Here is a 16,739-nt window from a genome sequence, read left to right as displayed (position 1 = left end):
ACAATTCCTGTATCATCAAGTAACAATCCCCCATTAACTCATCATCAATCAGCCTATCAACCTACTCTTCCTTCATCACATAGCCCATGCCTACCAGCGTATGAATCAGCTTGGGGTTGAAGTCTTTATCAATTTTTTTGCGCAGGAAGTTGATATATACGTCGATGACATTGGAGCCCGTGTCGAAGCTGGTTTCCCAGACGTGCTCCAGAATATCCACCCGGGAAATAACGCGGCCTTTGTGGCGCAATAGGTATTCCAGCAAAGAAAACTCGCGGGCAGTCAGCTGGATTGGCTGGCCGGCCCGTTGCACCCGCTTGCTACCAGGGTCGAGGGTAAGGTCGGCCAGAAATAGCACGGCGGCATTGCCGCTGGCTTCGGGCCGCCGGCGCACCAAGGCCCGTAGCCGCGCCAGCAGTTCCTGAAACGCAAACGGCTTCACCAAGTAATCGTCGGCACCGGCATCCAGGCCCCGAATTTTGTCGTCGGTTTCGCCCAGGGCCGTCAGCATCAGAATTGGAACGGCTGAGTTTTGGGCGCGCACCTGCCGGCACACATCGAGGCCGCTTAGGCCAGGCAGCAGATTATCGAGAATAATCAGGTCGTAGGTGCCCGCCAGCGCCATCCGTAAGCCAATGGGCCCATCAGTGGCCACATCCACGGCGTGCTGTTGTTCGGTGAGGCCTTTTTGCAGAAACGCCGCCACTTTGGGCTCATCTTCCACTAGCAGAATTTTCATGGGTCGGGTTCGTGGTGCAGAACAGAATCGAAGCGGCAAGATACTGGGAATCTGCGGCCGAGTTGCCAGCTAGCCGTTTCGATGGCGGCCAGTTAGCAAGTGGAGCAGTTTGCAGGCTACCAGGGGCCAAGCCTCCGCCGTACGGCTTATACTGTTCAATAGCACCACGAGTGCCAACCTGCTAGCAAGCAACAAAAAACCCTGTTTGCGCGAGTGGCAAACAGGGTTGTTCGTGGGCCCAACTGGAATCGAACCAGTGACCTGCTGATTATGAGTCAGCTGCTCTAACCGATTGAGCTATAGGCCCGATGCGAAGACTGCCTAATGACAGTTGGTTTCGGCTGCGCAAACTTCGACTTTTACAGGCAATTTTGCAACGACACCGGCAAGATTTGCCGGAATGAGCCTGCCCGCTTACGTGCGTGGCTACTTGCCGTTTCTTACTGACTACTTAACTCATGTCGCACAAACTGCCTAATCTCCTCTTCGATTTTGGGGGAGTTATTCTCAATATCGAATTCCGGCGCACTCTGGAAGCTATGCGCCTTTTGAATGTGCAGGGGGAAACCATTCCTTTTACACAGGCAGCACAAAGCGAATTGTTCGACCTGATGGAAACCGGCCGCCTCACGCCGCACGAGTTCCGAGCGGGGCTACGCACGCACTACAACCTGACGGCCACTGACGCTGAACTAGACGCGGCTTGGAACGCCATGCTGCTGGATGTACCGGCGGACCGGCTGGCTTTCATTGCCGAGTTGCGCGCCCAGGGCCACCAAACGGCGCTGCTTTCCAACACCAACCAAATTCATATTGAAGCTGTCAATCTGGTGCTGAAAACGCAGTACGGCTTCGAGCACGGCATTGCCGATGTGCTGGACCGGGTGTTTTACTCGCAGGAAGTGGGCTTGCGCAAGCCGGGCGAGGAAGTTTTTCAGCATGCGCTGCGCGAGATGAACTGGAAGGCCGAGGAAACTCTTTTCATTGAAGACAGTTTTCAACATATCGAAACGGCCCGCCGCCTGGGGTTGCGCACGTTGTTTCTGCCCCCGCCTCATACCATCCTCGACGCTCTCCCTGTTGCCATCCGTGCCTTTCCCCGAGAATACGACCCCGCCGCTACCCTTTCCTCCTGACGCTCCGGCCCCGGCTTTCGCCAACGAAACCCAACCGGCCTTTGTGCGCTACGAGAAACCAACCCCTCCGTGGCGTACCGCAGCGTTGCACATAGGCTTGTTTCTGCTGACGCTGCTCACGACCACGCTGGCCGGTGCCGAGTGGATGACGGGCAAACTCACCTTCGGTTCGACGCCCTTGACAGCTGCGGAAATGCAGCGCGGACTCTGGTTTTCGCTGCCGTTTTTGGGGGTGCTTACCGTGCATGAGTTCGGGCACTACTTCACGGCACGGCGCAACGGTATCCGGGCCACGCTGCCTTTTTACATTCCGTTTTTCACGGGGGTTTTCAATACCATTGGCACGTTTGGGGCGGTTATCCGAATTAAGGAGCGGATTTTTTCGCGCCGGGAGTTTTTTGACGTGGGACTAGCCGGGCCGTTGGCGGGCTTTCTGGTGGCGGTGCCGGTGCTCATCTACGGCTTCACCCACCTGCCACCTGCCGACTACGTATTTCAGGTGCACCCCGAATACCGAGCATACGGCCTGGATTATGCCCGCTACGTGTATCGGCCCGATGAAAGCATAGCCCTGGCCCGGCCGCTGCTGTATCAGGCGCTCGAATATTGGTTTGCCGACCCGGCGCGGTTGCCTCATCCGTATGAGCTAATGCACTACCCGGTGCTCATGGCTGGGGTGCTGTCGTTGTTTTTCACGGCGCTGAATCTGTTGCCCATTGGGCAGCTCGACGGCGGGCATATCCTGTACGGCCTGCTGGGGTTCAAGCGGTTCAACCGGCTGTCGGTGGTGCTGTTTGTTGGGTTTATCTTTTACGCTGGCTTAGGGCTATTCTCCTTGCAAACCAGCGCCGAAACCTGGCTGTACTGGGGCCTGCCCTATTTTGCCTATCTGTTTTTGGTGTTCCGGAAGGCACTGCCTACGCCGCGCCGGGCGCTGCTGCTGAGTTTGAGCGTGTGGGCGGCGCAACTTGCCGTTACGGTGGCGGTGCCTGGCATTATGGGCAGTCCGGGCTGGCTGGTGTTCGGGCTGATGCTGGGCCGGGTTACGGGTATCTATCACCCACCCGCCCCCGACGAGTCGGCCCTCAGCCCTGGCCGCAAGGTGCTGGGCTGGCTGATGCTGGTTATTTTTGTACTGTGCTTCACCCCAAGTCCGTTTCATTAGTGCTTCGTGCTTGGTGCATAGTGCTTAGGTCGTTCTACTGTTATTTGCAACAGGATACACTACCAACTTATGCACCAAGCACTATGCACTAATAACTAAGTACTTATTTCTAGAGAATGATAATTGAACAACGTCGGCTGTTGGCCGGCACTACGCAGCTCGCCTTACGCCCCAACGGATTATATATCTGCCAACGCAACAGCCACGGCCGCGCTACGCTGGAATTTGAAATGCCGTACGAGGAAGTGCTACCCGTGCGTGTCATGCGCTTTCGTACTACGCCACAGCTCACCTGGCGGCCCTTGGTGGGCTTGTGGTTTGCAATCAGCTTGCTGCAACGCCTGCTCCCCACCAACAGCAACGGCCAACTGTCCGATGCTGCGTGGCTGGGTGTGTTTGGGTTTGGGGGCTTACTGATTGCTCTGTACCTCTACGGGCAGCGCAACTGGTGGCAGCACGTTACGCTGGGCACATCCCGCACCAACATCACCCTCGCCGACCGTTCCGCAGAACGTGCTTCCGTTGATAAGTTTGCCCGGGCCCTGGAGGCCCGCACCAAAGCCTACCTGCGTGAAGAATACGCCAACATCAACCCCTTGGGCCTCATCGACACTCAGCTGCACCGCCTGCGCTGGCTACGCAAGCTCGACGTGCTAACCGAGCGGGAGGCCCGTGTCCTCGCCACCCGCCTCACCGGCCGCCTCGACTCCCTGCCGCTACACAGCATGGGCCAAGTGCTGGAGTCGCCGTACGTGAACTAAGTGGTGAGATGGTGAGATGGTGAGGTGGTGAGTTTGACGTTCCTCCGGCGCTATTTGCGCAAGTCGAACGTCAAACTCACCACCTCACCATTTCACCATCTCACCACTTAGTTCAACGCGGCTACGCCGGGCAGTTCTTTGCCTTCCATGTATTCGAGGAGGGCGCCGCCGCCGGTGCTGATGTAGGATACTTTCTCGGCAAAACCGAGCTGGTTGACGGCCGCCGCGGAGTCTCCGCCGCCGATGAGGCTGAACGCCCCGGCTTCGGTGGCTTCGGCAATGGCTTCGGCTACTTTGGTGGTGCCGGCCGCGAAGTTGCTCATCTCAAACACGCCCATCGGGCCGTTCCAGAGCACGGTTTTCGACTGGCGCACGATGTCGGCAAACGCCTTCTGCGACTCGGGGCCGAGGTCGAGGCCCAGCCAGCCGTCGGGGATGCTGTCGTTGCTGGCGGTTTTGGTGTTGGCGTCGTTGGCAAACTTGTCGGCAATGACACTGTCGGTGGGCAGCACCAGGTTTACGCCTTTGTCTTTGGCTTGCTGAATGAGGCGCAAAGCCAAATCCATCTTGTCGGCTTCCAGCAACGAGCTGCCGATGCTGCCGCCCTGGGCCTTGGCAAACGTGTAGGCCATACCGCCGCCGATGAGCAGGTTGTCCACTTTATCAAGCAGCTTCTCAATCAGCTGAATCTTGTCGGAAATTTTGGCGCCGCCCATGATGGCCGTGAAAGGCCGCTCGGCGTGCTCCAGCACCTTCTGCGCGTTGTCCAGCTCCGACTGCAACAGGTAGCCGGCCACCCGGTCTTCGGGCGCGAACTGCGCGGCTATTACAGACGTAGAGGCGTGTTTGCGGTGCGCGGCACCGAAGGCATCATTCACGTACACCTCGCCTAGCTTGGCTAGTTTGGTAGCAAAGGCTTCGTCGCCTTTTTCTTCTTCGGGGTAGAAGCGCACGTTTTCCACCAGCAGAATCTGGCCGGGTTGTAAGGCCTTGGCTTGCTCTTCGGCTTTCAGCGCGTCGTCGGCGAACTGTACGTCGGTGCCGTACTCTTCGCCCAGGCGGGCTACAATGTGCTTCAGCGAGTACTTGTTTTCGGGGCCGCCTTTGGGCCGGCCCAGGTGCGAGAGTAGCACTACCGAGCCACCATCGGCCAGAATCTTCTTGATGGTGGGCGTAGCTGCCCGGATGCGGGTGTCGTCGGTGATGGTGAAATCCTTGTCCAGAGGCACGTTGAAATCTACGCGCACCACGGCGCGCTTACCGCTGAAGTTGTACTGATCGAGCGTTTTCATGAAGAATGAAGAGATGGGGAAAGTGGTAGGTAACTGCGCGAATGTAGCATAAGCTTTAGCTTGTGCCGAATATGGCGAGTTAGTGAGTTGGTGAAACAGTACGTTTCCCGTTCAATCTGCACAAGTAGCGCCACGTAAAACACCACATTCATTGCATTCGGCATAAGCGCCGAAGCCACTACACCTTACGTTTCATCCCCGTACCTTTGCGGTAACTATGAAAATTGGCATCTTCTTCGGCGGCCCATCGCGCGAGCGGGAAATTTCCTTCGCGGGCGGCCGCACCGTATATGATAACCTCGATAAATCCTTGTTCGAGGCCGTTCCCGTGTTCGTTGACAGCAAAGGCAACTTCATTCTGCTCGACTGGCACTACATCTACAAAGGCACCATCCGCGACTTTTACCCGCCGGTTTCGGCCCTGCCGCCGTCCCAGCTGCCCGTGCAAGTGTACCTGGAAAGCCTGGGTGACCTAACGCAGGCCGAGCAGGACAGCATCATTGCCGAAGTGGGCCGGCGCGTGCAGCCCCACGAGCTGCGCGAGCTGATGGACTTTGCCTTCCTGGCTTTGCACGGACCGGGCGGCGAAGACGGCGCTATTCAGGGCCTGCTGGAGTGGTATGGTATTCCGTATTCCGGCTCCGGCATTCTGCCTTCGGCGTTTGGCATCAATAAGGTGGCGCAAAAGAAGCTCCTTAAAGCGCTGGACCGGCCTACCCCTGATTTCCGCGTAATTTCAACCGAGGACTGGGACGCCGCCGACCCGGCCGCTACGCTTGATTATCTGGTGCGCGAGTTAGGCTTGCCGTTGGTGTTCAAAGCGCCGCGCCAGGGTTCCAGCATCGGTATCAGCATCCTGCGCGAGGCCGATGTGGCCAAGTTTGCCGCGGCCATGGAGCGCAGCTTGTTCCGCAAAACGGTGACACAACAGGAGTGGAGAGCTTTATCATACCAGGAGCAAATTGTTTGGGTACAGCAACTGATAGATATTCGGGAAGGCATTGGCCTACCGGTAGTAATGGAATTAAGAGATGCCAATCTAAAGAGGAAGGGTGACTACAATTCCAATACACAGAAAGTAATATACCGCCCAGAAGAATTACTGGAATTACTTGACCGTTGGCTCCAATATGCTGGTTCGGCGCAGCTAACTAGCACGGATGGCGAAGCGCAGGTGCTGGTGGAAAGCTTCGTGCAAGGCCGCGAGTTTTCGTGCATTGTAGTGGAAGACGGAACCGGCAAGCCGCTGGCCTTGCCGCCCACGGAGATTGTGAAGGGCGAGGAAATGTTCGATTACCGCTCGAAATATCTGCCTGGCCTGGCCCGCAAGGTCACCCCTATCGACCTGCCCGAAGCGGATATTCAGCGCATCCGGGAGTCGTGCGAGGAAATGTTCGACACGTTTGGTTTCCAGGTGTACGCGCGTTTGGATGGCTTTATTCAGGCCGACGGCACACTGTTCCTGAACGACCCGAACACCACCTCGGGTATGTTGCCGGCGTCCTTCTTCTTCCACCAGGCTGCCGAAATCGGCCTGAATCCTTCCCAGTTCCTGACGTTCCTGATTCGGACGTCGTTGGCGGCACGGCGGCGCGGTGGCATGCAGCCGGTACGGCTGGCCGGCTTGCTTGGCCAGCTGGATGCGGCCGTAGCCTCGCGGCAGCAGCAGGAACGCAGCCGCATCAAGGTGGCCGTGATTATGGGTGGGTACTCGTCGGAGCGGCACATTTCGGTGGAGAGCGGGCGCAACATCTACGAGAAGCTCAGCTCCTCGGTGAAGTACGAGCCGGTGCCCGTGTTCCTGACCGGCAACAGCCAGGAATTCCGCCTGTACGTGCTGCCCATCAACGTGATGCTCAAAGACAACGCCGATGATATTCGGGAGAAGATTGAGCTAGCCGAAGCCGGCCACGCCACGCACCCCATCCTGGCGCGCATTCGGCAGGAGGCGCAGGCCATTACCAGCACCTACGCCGGCCAGGCCGTAGAACAGCCGCGCCGCATTACGTTCCCGGAGCTGGCCGAAGAGGTAAGTGAGGTATTTATTGCCCTGCACGGCCGGCCCGGCGAAGACGGAGCGTTGCAGCGCGAGTTGGAGCAGTACGGCTTACCCTACAACGGTTCGGGCGTAGCCAGCAGCAGCATCACCATCAACAAGTTCGAAACGAACCGTAAGCTGCGCGAGGCCGGCTTGCGCGTGGCTGAACACCGCATGGCCAGCCGCCTGGAGTGGACCGCCGACCCGGAAGGATTCTACCAGAGCCTGGAAACGCAGTTCCCCTACCCCTTCATTGCCAAGCCCGCCGACGACGGCTGCTCTTCGGCCGTGAAGAAAATCAAGAACCGGGCGGAGCTGACGGCCTTCACTCGCCTCATCTTCCGCGACCAGGAAGACTTGATGGCCGCCGATGCTACCGTGCTGCACCTGGGCTTCAAGGAAGAGTTTCCGCAGAAGGAAGCCTTCCTGGTGGAAACCCTGATTGAGCGCGACGGCGCGGCCCACTTCCTGGAAGTAACCGGCGGCCTGCTCACGCACTGGGGCGAAAATGGCGAGCTGCAAGTGGAAGTGTTTGAGGCCTCCGAAGCCCTGGCAACCGGTGAAGTGCTGAGTTTGGAAGAGAAATTCCTGGCTGGCGAAGGCCAGAATATCACCCCGGCCCGCTACGCCCCCGACCCCGTGGAGCGCCAGCGCATATCCGAGGAAGTGAAGGCCGAACTACGCCGCGTAGCCGAGGTGCTCGACATCCAGGGGTACGCCCGCATCGACGCGTTTGTGCGGGTGCGGCAAAACAGCGCCGTGGAAGTACTGATTATCGAGGTGAATTCGTTGCCGGGTATGACGCCCGCCACCTGCATCTTCCACCAAACCGCGCTGGCCGGCTACACGCCCTACCAGTTCATCGACCAGATTCTGGAATTTGGGAAGAAGAGAGCTGAGAACTTAGAACTCAAAGCTTAGAATTCCTTTTCATTCTTTTGAACTCGTTTACCTTTTGTCTCAGAACTTTCTGAGTTCTCAGCTCTCATATCTCAGTTCTAAACCGAATGTCCTTCCTTAAATCTGATACGCCAATTGACCTGGTAAAGCACTTGGTGGTAATGGCCGTGGCCACGGCGGCGCTGGTGTTTGGCTTTTTCTTCGTGTATCTGCCGCTCACCACCAACCATGGCGAAACCATTGTAGTGCCCAAAATCACGGGCATGAACCAGGCCGACCTCGAAGATTACCTCGATGAGCGGAACCTGCGCTACTTCGTGGATGATTCCAGCTACAACCCCGGCACACGGCCCTTTACAGTACTCAACCAAGACCCCGCGCCCGGCGAGAAGGTGAAGGAAGACCGTAAAATCTACATTACGGTGGCTATGCGCAACCCGCCGGTTATCAAGATGCCGAAGCTCACCGATGGGTCGGAGAAGAACGCGCAGATGATTATTTCCAGCTACGGCCTCACAGTGGGCAAGCTCATCAAGGTGCCCGACGTGCGCCAAAACCAGGTGCTCCGGCAGTTAGTTGACGGCAAAGAAATAGCGCCCGGCTCGCCCATTGCCAAAGGTACCCGCGTGGATTTGGAAGTGGGGGACGGCCTCGGCAACCAGGAATTTGCGGTGCCCAACCTCATCAACATGCCCGCCGATGAGGCCATGACCCTACTTGTAGGGCAAGGTCTGCAACTTGGCGAGACTTTCTACCAGGAGCCCCAGGACGGCGAAACCGAAGGCACGGTGGTGAAGCAACGCCCCGTAGCTACACCCGGCGCCACCATCCGGATGGGTCAGTTGGTTGATATTTGGGTAGCCGGCAAAGCGCCACTCTCCGAGGTGAAAGACTAGCGGATTCTTACGGATTACAAGCCCTGCGCCCCGGCAAAGCTATTTTGCCGGGGCGCAGGGCTTGCAGGGTATAGCTGGCGCTCATGCGGCGCGAACGGGTGGCCTCACCCCCAGCCCCTCGCCCGCGGAGAGGGGTGCGTTCAACGATGCCTATTTTATAAGTCGTCAGGCACCCCCTCTCCTTTTTATGTCGCGCATCAAGCGAGTGTAGGGGGCCGGGGGGGTGAGGCCCCGCCCGCACTTAACTACAGCGTCTTGGTAAAAGCAACCTTAATGCGGAGCTGGAAGTCGGCTATGACTTTGAAAATTTCTTTCAGCGTCACTTGCTCTACCTGCGTGAGCACCTTGGGGTCGAGGTAGTTGGTGGGGGGCACCCGGTCGTTGATGAGCTGGCGGGCCTGCTTTTTCAGGCGCATGCCCATCAGGTAGTAGTAGGCCTGAAACAGCTCCTCGTATTCCTTTTCGGTGAATACGCCTTTTGTACGCAGTTCCTGAAGCCGCTCACCGGTGTTGGTCTTAAAAATCTGGTGTTTGAGGGCGTACACCCGCACCAAATCCACGATGGGCGTCATGGTTTTTTTCAGGTCGAATACCTGCTGGGTGCCTTGCGTGAACGTGCGGAAGTTGCGGAAAAACGTGAGGGGCGGCTCGTACTGAAGGGCGTTGTTGGCCATGTAGTAGAAAAACCGGTCTACGGGGCCGCGCAGCTCCTCGCCCATGAACGCCTGTAGCTCGTTCATGATGGCCTCTTCGCCATACAGGAAACGACAGTCGAAAAACGTGGAGAACTTCATTACCGTTTCGGCGTTGGAGTCGCTCATCCAGCTGTGGTAGTTGCGCTTCCAGTGCGACAAGGAGTGCGTCCACTTGTGGTTTTTGGCCATGAAGCCGCCCGTGCAGAAGCTCAGCCCGATGTGGTTGAGCTGGTCGGAAACGGCTTCGGCAAAGCGCAGGAAATACGCCCGCACCAGCTCCCGCTGCTCGTTGGCTTTGTCTTCGTAAATAATGGCGTTGTCCTGGTCGGTGAGCAGGGTTTGCTCTTTGCGGCCTTCGCTGCCCAGCACCATAAACACGAACTTGGCCGGCGCGGGGCCGTGCTCGGCCAGCACGCTTTCAATCACCTTCAGGGCAATGGTATCGGCCACGGTGGTAATCACCTGGTTCACGATTTCGGCCTTTACGCCGCGGGTAAGCAGCTGGTTGACCATGTCGGGCACCATCTCCCAGCGCCGTTTCAACTCCCGCGCACTTTGCGCCGATTTCACTGCCTGAATGAACATGAACGGCGACTGCGCCAGGTCGCTGAGCAGCTTGTTGCGGCTTAGAAAGCCGATGTGCTGCCCGCCTTTTTCCACCAGCAGGTAGCGGGTTTTGGTTTGGAACATCAGCAGGATGGCCTCATACACGTACGCCTCGCTGCTGATGCTCACAATGGGCGTATCCAGCACGTCGGCTACGGGGCGGGTCACGTTCAATTGCTGAGCTATTACGTTGTCGCGCAGCGTAATATCGGTTAGGTAGCCGATGATTTCGCCGGTATCGGCGGTTACGAACGAGCAGCTCACCTTGGCCTCGGCCATTAGCTGGGCGGCCCGAAAAATAGGCGTATCGAAGGGCACCGCCAGGATGGAGCGCACTTCCAGCGTCTCGATGCGGCGCGAGTACATCTGGTCGGCGGCAATATAGTTTTCCTCGGGCGCTGATATGGGCTTCACGAAGTGCGCGTATTCCTCGTTGAGCATCCGCTCGCCGTAGCGCGCCGTGAAGTAGTGAAAGAAGTTTTCGTAGGCCAGGCAGAGCGCCCGAAAGTCGCGGCGGGGCAGGGCGTACACCACCGTGTTTTTGCGGGCTATAACCGTGCGAATCGAGCGTTTTTTGTTGAGCAGAATCGACATACCGCCGTAGCAGGCCCCTACCCCGTAGGTTTCGGGCAGGCGCTTGTTTTGCTCGCTGTCGTAGAAAAACGTTTCGTAGGCACCTTGCACCACAATATCGAGCCCCCGGAGCTTGGAGGTATCCTGCTGATAGATGAGGGTTTCCTTGGTATAGCGCACCTCCTGCAGCAAGCTTTCCACGCCCAGCAGTACGTCGTCGGGCAGCAGGTTGAAGGGGCTGACGGTTTTTAGAAAAGCAAAGCGGTTATCCATAGAGCCAAAATAATAGCAGTAAAAGCACTCCGGCCACAATCAGCCCGCCCGGCCCCAGCCACCGGTACCGCTGAAAGATACCGGGTTCGGCGGTTGGTACCAGCAGCGGCGGCTGGTCGGCAATAATGGCGTCATTTAAGTCGCCGAGGCGGCGCAGCTCGAAGAAGCACTGGGCAGTGGCCTGGGCATCGGCCTGGGCATCGTGCTGGCGCGGCATCGGCTCCTGAAACAGGTGCTCGTGCAGCTCACCGAGGCGCAGAAAATTGCGCTGCACGGCCTGCGCGTGCCGCTGGCTGGTTTGCATGGTGCATACGGTGGGTAGCTCGGCCAGCAAGTTGGGCAGGCCTGTTCGGTAAAACTCTGCCCCTATCATATGGAAATCGAGCCGCATATAATGGCCTACTACCAGCGGCTGATACACCCGCAAATCGTCGTGAAAGCGCTGCATTACGGTGGTGCGGTCTTCGCCTTGCTGCGCCAGAAACGTTGGTGTCAGGCCGTGGATGGCCTGAGCTCTGGGGCGCATCTGGCCGGCCGGTACCCGCAGAAAATGGTTTTCTTCTTTTACCAGCTCGCCCTCCTTGGTATATACCAGCCAGGCAAGCTGGGCCACGTAAGGCCAGTTGCGCTCGGCCGCGTACGTCGTGTTCCAGTTGACGGGCAGCCCGGTAGTTTCAGTATCGACAAACAGTAAAAATTGCTGCACTCGGCTCTCCTTCTTAATAGACGTTTGTCTGTTCCACTAGGTGATAAGTAGTAAGTAGTGGGTAGTAGGTAGTAAGACATCCTCTTGTAGTAAGTGGTAAGACATCTTATTCTTACTACCTATTACCCACTACCTATTACCCAATACCTACTACTTATTCTGATGCAATGACGAATCCCGCACGAACAATTGCGGCTGCAACACCACCTGCCGATGCGAGAAATTGGTGCCTTTGGCTTCCACCAGCTCCAGAAACAGCCGCACGGCGGCCTGGCCCATTTCCTCGCAGCGCTGATCCACGGAAGTGAGCATGGGCTCGGTAATGGCCGTGAAACCTTCGTTGCTGAAGCCAGCCAGCGCCACGTCCTGCGGTACCCGAACTCCCCGCTGCTTGAGCAGTTGCAACGCCCCCAGCAACGCCGAGTCGCCGGCCGCAAATACGCCGTCGGGCGGGTTGGGCAGCTCCAGTAGGCGGCGCATGGCTTTCATGCCTTCCTCCAGGTTCATGTCGCAATACACAATCAGGTCCTCGTCGTGCGGAATGCCGTACTCACTTAGCGCGTCGAGGTAGCCCTGGCGGCGGTTTTTGTAGATGTTGAGGTGCTGCAAACCCGCGAAGTGCGCCACCCGCCGGCAGCCCTGCTCCAGCAGGTGCTTGGTGGACTGGTAGCCCCCGTCCCGGTCGTTGAGCACTACGGCATTCACGTTTTCGCCCTCTATCGTGCGGTCGAAAAACACCAGCGGAATCCCGCGCTTGCGCACCTTATCAAAGTGCTTGAAATCGAGCGTCGTGCGCGACAATGACACCATAATGCCGGCCACCTGCGCGCTAATGAGCGTTTCGATGTTCTTGCGCTCATGCGCTACGTCCTCATTCGACTGGCAGATGATAACGCTGTAGCCCGCTTTGCTAGCCGCCGTTTCAATACCGTGCACCACCGACGGAAAGAAGCGCCCTTCAATGTACGGCACTATCACGCCGAGCAGCTTGCTTTTGCCTTTGCGCAGTGCCGCCGCCAGGTGGTTGGGCTGGTAATTGAGCTTTTTAGCCAGCTTCAGTACTTTCTGCTTGGTGGCAGGCCCGATGCTGTGATGGTCGCTCAGCGCCCGCGAAATAGTGGTCATTGAAACGCCCAATTCCCGAGCCAGGTCGGCCATGGATACCGGACTGTTGGGTTCGTGAGAGGTGTCGGGCGCCTTTTTACCGCGTGGGGGCATAAGTATGGTAGCGTAATGCTGCTTGGATGATTTGCGTAAAGCTACAGCAGTTTTATAGACTGCCTACACCTTGGAAAAGGCACCTGTTACCAACGGCACCTGCTTCCGGTGCTTGCAACGCTATGGATGCCTGGGAGCAGCAAAGGTTGCGGCAACCAGCATCTACTGTAAGGCACCAAGACGGTGATAAACTTGAGCAGGGTAGAAACTGGTACCGCGCCCTATAGTTTTATAACAGCCTCGCGTTCTGAATATCATAATTTCACTTAACTATGCAAAAGTTACACAATCGTTAATCTAAAATTCCTACCCGATGAGACACCTGCTTACTTTCCTGCTGCTGCTCATCGGTGGGTACGCGGTGGCGCAAGAAACGCCCCTCATACCCGCCCACGACCCGGTTATGATCCGGCAAAACGGTACATACTACATGTTCTGCACTGGCCAGGGCATTGCCACGTGGTCGTCGAAGGATAGGAAGACCTGGAAAAAGGAGCAGCCGGTGTTTGCCGCGCCTCCGGCGTGGGCGGTGAAGGCCATACCGAGTTTCAAGGGCCACATTTGGGCGCCCGATGTTTCCGTGCACAACGGCGTGTACTACCTGTTCTACTCGGTGTCGGCATTCGGCAAAAACACGTCCTGCATCGGGCTGGCCACCAACAAAACCCTGGACCCGGCCTCGCCCGACTATAAGTGGGTGGACAAGGGCAAAGTAATTCAATCGGTGCCGGGGCGCGACATGTGGAACGCCATCGACCCGAACCTGGTACGCGACGAGAAGGATACGCCGTGGCTGGTGTTCGGCTCGTTTTGGAGCGGCATGAAGCTGGTGCAGCTCCGCCCCGACCTCACCGCGCCCGCCCAGCCGGAGCACTGGCGCACCGTGGCCGCCCGCCCCCGCGACCCCAAGCTCACGGACTCCTTGCCCGGCGACGCCGCCATTGAGGCGCCGTTCATCTTCAAGAAAAACGGCTATTACTATTTGTTTACTTCGTTCGACTACTGCTGCCGCGGCCCCCAGAGCACGTATAAGATGATGGTGGGCCGCTCGAAAACCGTAACCGGCCCCTACCTGGACAAAGCCGGCACCGGCCTGGAGCAAGGCGGCGGTACTCTGGTGCTGGAAGGCGACAAAAACTGGTTTGGCGTGGGCCACAACTCGGTGTACACCTTCGACAACGCCGATTATCTGGTTTTTCACGGCTACGATGCCGCCGACCGGGGGCGCTCCAAGCTGCGCATCGAAAAGCTAGGCTGGGATTCAGAAGGCTGGCCCGTAGTAAAGCCCTAAAAAATCAGATTATTTTTCCACTGAATCGTTTCCGGTCGGCTAGATAAATAAGGAAATACTCTTCTTTGCATAACTAAATAGTTAAGGGCCGGAGAAGCGCTTCAGCCCCAACCATTCTGTGGCGTAAGGCAGCTGCTTTGCTGCCTTAGGAGCGCACTAATACCGCTACTTATCGGCGCTAGGCTGCCAGCAAACGTATAAGGCCGCGCGGGCCGAGCCGCCGACCGGCCTATAGTACACGCTGAGCAGGCTACGCGGCCCATACTATCTCACCTAGTTCTCACTCACTCAAGCACAACCACTTCTTTTCATTTTCTTATGACTGAACAAGCAACGTCCATCGAGCAGCAAAGTGTTAACACCATCCGCCTGCTGTCCGTGGACATGGTGCAGGCGGCCAACTCCGGCCACCCCGGCCTGCCACTTGGTGCCGCCCCTATGGCCTACGTCCTGTTCTCGCGCTTTTTGCGCTTCAACCCCCAAGACCCCAAGTGGCCGAACCGGGACCGGTTTGTACTGTCGGCGGGCCACGGCTCGGCCCTGATTTACAGCCTGCTGCACCTGTATGGCTACGATTTGACCATGGACGAGCTGAAGCAGTTCCGGCAGCCCGGCGCCCGCACCCCCGGCCACCCCGAGTCGAACGTGACGCCTGGTATTGAGGTAACCACCGGCCCGCTGGGTCAGGGCTTCGCCAACGGCGTGGGCATGGCCATGGCCGAAGCGCATTTGGCGGCCGTGTACAACAAGCCCGGCCACACCGTGCAGGACCACTACACTTACTCCATCGTGAGTGACGGGGACTTGATGGAAGGTATTGCCTCGGAAGCCGCCTCGCTGGCCGGCCACCTGAAACTGGGCAAGCTCATCTACCTCTACGACGACAACGATATTTCCCTCGACGGCCCGACCAGCCTGGCCTACACCGAAGACGCCATGAAGCGCTTCGAGGCCTACGGCTGGCACACCCAACAGGTGAAGGATGGCAACAACCTCGACGAAATTGAGGCTGCCATCAAAGCTGCCCAGAACGAGAAAGACCGGCCTTCGATTATCTCGATTAAGACCATTATCGGTTTCGGCTCGCCACTGGCGGGCACCAACAAAGCCCACGGCAGCCCCCTCGGCCCCGACAACGTGAAGAAAGCCAAGGAGTTCTTCGGTTGGGACCCGGAAGCCAGCTTCGTAGTGCCCGAGGAGGTGTACGAGCACCTGCGCAAGCCCGGTGAGAAAGGCGCTCAGCTGCAAAAAGAGTGGGACGAGCAGTTCAAGAAATACGAGCAGGAGTTCCAGGCCGAGGCCCAGCAGTTCCACGTTTCCTTCAACGGCGACCTGCCCGAAGGCTGGGACAGCAACCTGCCGGTGTACACCCCGGCCGATGGCGAGTTGGCCACCCGCCAGGCTTCCGGCAAGGCCCTGACGGCCCTCAAGAAATCCGTTCCGTATCTGTTCGGCGGCTCGGCTGACCTGGCTTCGTCCAACGAAATGGACAAGTCGGGGGATGACAGCTTCCAGCCCGGCCACTATGAGCGCACCAACATCTGGTTTGGGGTGCGCGAGCACGCCATGGGCGGCATCATGAATGGCATGTCGCAGCACGCCGGCGTACGCACGTACGGCGGCACCTTCCTTACTTTCTCCGATTACATGCGCGGCGCCATCCGCCTCACGGCCCTGGCCGAGTCGGCCGCTACGTTCGTTTTCACCCACGACAGCATTGGCTTGGGCGAGGACGGCCCCACGCACCAGCCTATCGAGCAAGTAGTATCGTTGCGCACCATCCCGAACATCGTGGTGCTGCGCCCCGGCGACGCCAACGAAACCACCGAAGCGTGGCGCATTGCCATGACCACGCCCAAGTCGCCGGTCTGCCTGATTTTGTCGCGCCAGAAACTGCCGATTTTCGACCAGACCGTGCTGGGTTCGGCCCGCGAGGGGGTGGCTAAGGGTGCCTACATCCTGAGCGAAGCCGACGGTGGCACGCCGCAGCTGATTCTGATTGCTACCGGCTCGGAAGTGAGTTTGGCGCTGGAGTCGCAGAAGGCGCTGCAAGGCGAAGGCGTGGCCACCCGCGTGGTGAGCATGCCGTCGTGGGAGCTGTTCGAGAAGCAGGACAAGGCCTACCGCCAGCAGGTATTGCCGCCATCGGTGCGCAAGCGCGTGACCATTGAAGCAGGTTCGCCCATCGGCTGGGCCAAGTACGCCACCGACGAAGGCAGCAGCATCAGCATGAACCGCTTCGGCGAGTCAGCTCCGGCCGAATACTTGTTCGAGGAATTCGGCTTCACGGTGAAAAACGTGGTGAAAGTTGCCCACTCCGTGCTGAACGGTCAGCCCGAAGAAGAAGACGAAAAGCAAGTGGTTTCGTAAGGAAATTGTAGCGCGGAAATCCGTTCCGCGACGAGCGAAGCGAGTTCCTACGCGTTAGCGCGGAGCCAGATACTTGCTTC

12 protein-coding genes and 1 tRNA gene are annotated in these 16,739 nt (G+C 58.2%); 7 read left to right on the top strand and 6 right to left on the bottom strand.

Translation table 11 applies throughout. The features are described 5' to 3' along the window. Nucleotides 1-61: 61 nt before the first annotated feature. Complete coding sequence (locus tag J0X19_RS00065; RefSeq protein WP_206979842.1) at nucleotides 62-739, bottom strand: response regulator; 678 nt, start codon at nucleotides 737-739, stop codon at nucleotides 62-64. Nucleotides 740-972: 233 nt separating this feature from the next. After that, a tRNA-Ile gene (locus J0X19_RS00060) sits at nucleotides 973-1,046 on the bottom strand. Between the two features lie 151 nt (nucleotides 1,047-1,197). On the opposite strand from J0X19_RS00060, the gene J0X19_RS00055 reads away from it, so the two are divergent. The 3 genes from J0X19_RS00055 (at nucleotide 1,198) to J0X19_RS00045 (ending at nucleotide 3,801) form a co-directional block, all read left to right on the top strand. Continuing rightward, nucleotides 1,198-1,875, top strand: a complete 678-nt coding sequence (locus tag J0X19_RS00055) for an HAD family hydrolase (protein WP_206979841.1) — start codon at nucleotides 1,198-1,200, stop codon at nucleotides 1,873-1,875. Next, a complete protein-coding gene (locus tag J0X19_RS00050) occupies nucleotides 1,829-3,040 on the top strand; it encodes a site-2 protease family protein (protein WP_317194711.1) in 1,212 nt (403 codons plus the stop codon). The genes J0X19_RS00055 and J0X19_RS00050 overlap by 47 nt, the downstream gene beginning before the upstream one ends. Nucleotides 3,041-3,156: 116 nt before the next feature. After that, entirely contained in the window at nucleotides 3,157-3,801 is a 645-nt protein-coding gene (locus tag J0X19_RS00045) for a hypothetical protein (protein WP_206979840.1), read from the top strand. 107 nt (nucleotides 3,802-3,908) lie between these two features. Here the strand turns inward: J0X19_RS00045 and J0X19_RS00040 are convergent, their stop codons facing one another. Further along, nucleotides 3,909-5,093, bottom strand: a complete 1,185-nt coding sequence (locus tag J0X19_RS00040) for a phosphoglycerate kinase (RefSeq protein WP_206979839.1) — start codon at nucleotides 5,091-5,093, stop codon at nucleotides 3,909-3,911. A 217-nt stretch (nucleotides 5,094-5,310) separates the two neighbouring features. Between J0X19_RS00040 and J0X19_RS00035 the strand changes: the two genes are divergently transcribed. Further along, nucleotides 5,311-8,052 carry a D-alanine--D-alanine ligase family protein gene (locus J0X19_RS00035; protein WP_206979838.1) on the top strand — a complete coding sequence of 914 codons (2,742 nt, stop codon included), beginning with the start codon at nucleotides 5,311-5,313 and terminating at the stop codon, nucleotides 8,050-8,052. An 86-nt stretch (nucleotides 8,053-8,138) separates the two neighbouring features. Beyond that, nucleotides 8,139-8,927 (top strand): PASTA domain-containing protein, encoded by a 789-nt coding sequence (locus J0X19_RS00030; RefSeq protein WP_206979837.1) that lies wholly within the window; start codon nucleotides 8,139-8,141, stop codon nucleotides 8,925-8,927. 245 nt (nucleotides 8,928-9,172) lie between these two features. Here the strand turns inward: J0X19_RS00030 and J0X19_RS00025 are convergent, their stop codons facing one another. From J0X19_RS00025 to J0X19_RS00015, 3 genes are all read right to left on the bottom strand, one after another. Then, complete coding sequence (locus J0X19_RS00025; RefSeq protein ID WP_206979836.1) at nucleotides 9,173-11,074, bottom strand: DUF294 nucleotidyltransferase-like domain-containing protein; 1,902 nt, start codon at nucleotides 11,072-11,074, stop codon at nucleotides 9,173-9,175. Beyond that, nucleotides 11,067-11,780 (bottom strand): 3'-5' exonuclease, encoded by a 714-nt coding sequence (locus J0X19_RS00020; protein ID WP_206979835.1) that lies wholly within the window; start codon nucleotides 11,778-11,780, stop codon nucleotides 11,067-11,069. The genes J0X19_RS00025 and J0X19_RS00020 overlap by 8 nt, the downstream gene beginning before the upstream one ends. A 150-nt stretch (nucleotides 11,781-11,930) precedes the next feature. Then, a complete protein-coding gene (locus J0X19_RS00015; RefSeq protein WP_206979834.1) occupies nucleotides 11,931-12,998 on the bottom strand; it encodes a LacI family DNA-binding transcriptional regulator in 1,068 nt (355 codons plus the stop codon). 313 nt (nucleotides 12,999-13,311) lie between these two features. Between J0X19_RS00015 and J0X19_RS00010 the strand changes: the two genes are divergently transcribed. Both J0X19_RS00010 and tkt read left to right on the top strand, forming a co-directional pair. Beyond that, nucleotides 13,312-14,289: an arabinan endo-1,5-alpha-L-arabinosidase gene (locus tag J0X19_RS00010; protein WP_206979833.1), complete on the top strand. Its 978-nt coding sequence runs from the start codon at nucleotides 13,312-13,314 to the stop codon at nucleotides 14,287-14,289. A gap of 318 nt (nucleotides 14,290-14,607) precedes the next feature. Next, nucleotides 14,608-16,659: a transketolase gene (gene tkt / locus J0X19_RS00005; RefSeq protein ID WP_206979832.1), complete on the top strand. Its 2,052-nt coding sequence runs from the start codon at nucleotides 14,608-14,610 to the stop codon at nucleotides 16,657-16,659. The last annotated feature ends 80 nt before the right edge of the window (nucleotides 16,660-16,739 follow it).

It is taken from the genome of Hymenobacter telluris (genome assembly GCF_017313265.1).
GTDB classification, from domain to species: Bacteria; Bacteroidota; Bacteroidia; order Cytophagales; family Hymenobacteraceae; genus Hymenobacter; species Hymenobacter telluris.
The sequence above is the reverse complement of the archived record's forward strand: the minus strand, read 5'-3'. Positions and strand labels throughout refer to the sequence as shown.

Bases quoted from the DNA above. Each gene is read 5' to 3' on its own strand.
- J0X19_RS00065 (WP_206979842.1), bottom strand. From the start codon at position 739: ATGAAAATTCTGCTAGTGGAAGATGAGCCCAAAGTGGCGGCGTTTCTG.
- J0X19_RS00055 (WP_206979841.1), top strand. From the start codon at position 1,198: ATGTCGCACAAACTGCCTAATCTCCTCTTCGATTTTGGGGGAGTTATT.
- J0X19_RS00045 (WP_206979840.1), top strand. From the start codon at position 3,157: ATGATAATTGAACAACGTCGGCTGTTGGCCGGCACTACGCAGCTCGCC.
- J0X19_RS00040 (WP_206979839.1), bottom strand. From the start codon at position 5,093: ATGAAAACGCTCGATCAGTACAACTTCAGCGGTAAGCGCGCCGTGGTG.
- J0X19_RS00035 (WP_206979838.1), top strand. From the start codon at position 5,311: ATGAAAATTGGCATCTTCTTCGGCGGCCCATCGCGCGAGCGGGAAATT.
- J0X19_RS00030 (WP_206979837.1), top strand. From the start codon at position 8,139: ATGTCCTTCCTTAAATCTGATACGCCAATTGACCTGGTAAAGCACTTG.
- J0X19_RS00025 (WP_206979836.1), bottom strand. From the start codon at position 11,074: ATGGATAACCGCTTTGCTTTTCTAAAAACCGTCAGCCCCTTCAACCTG.
- J0X19_RS00015 (WP_206979834.1), bottom strand. From the start codon at position 12,998: ATGCCCCCACGCGGTAAAAAGGCGCCCGACACCTCTCACGAACCCAAC.
- J0X19_RS00010 (WP_206979833.1), top strand. From the start codon at position 13,312: ATGAGACACCTGCTTACTTTCCTGCTGCTGCTCATCGGTGGGTACGCG.
- tkt (WP_206979832.1), top strand. From the start codon at position 14,608: ATGACTGAACAAGCAACGTCCATCGAGCAGCAAAGTGTTAACACCATC.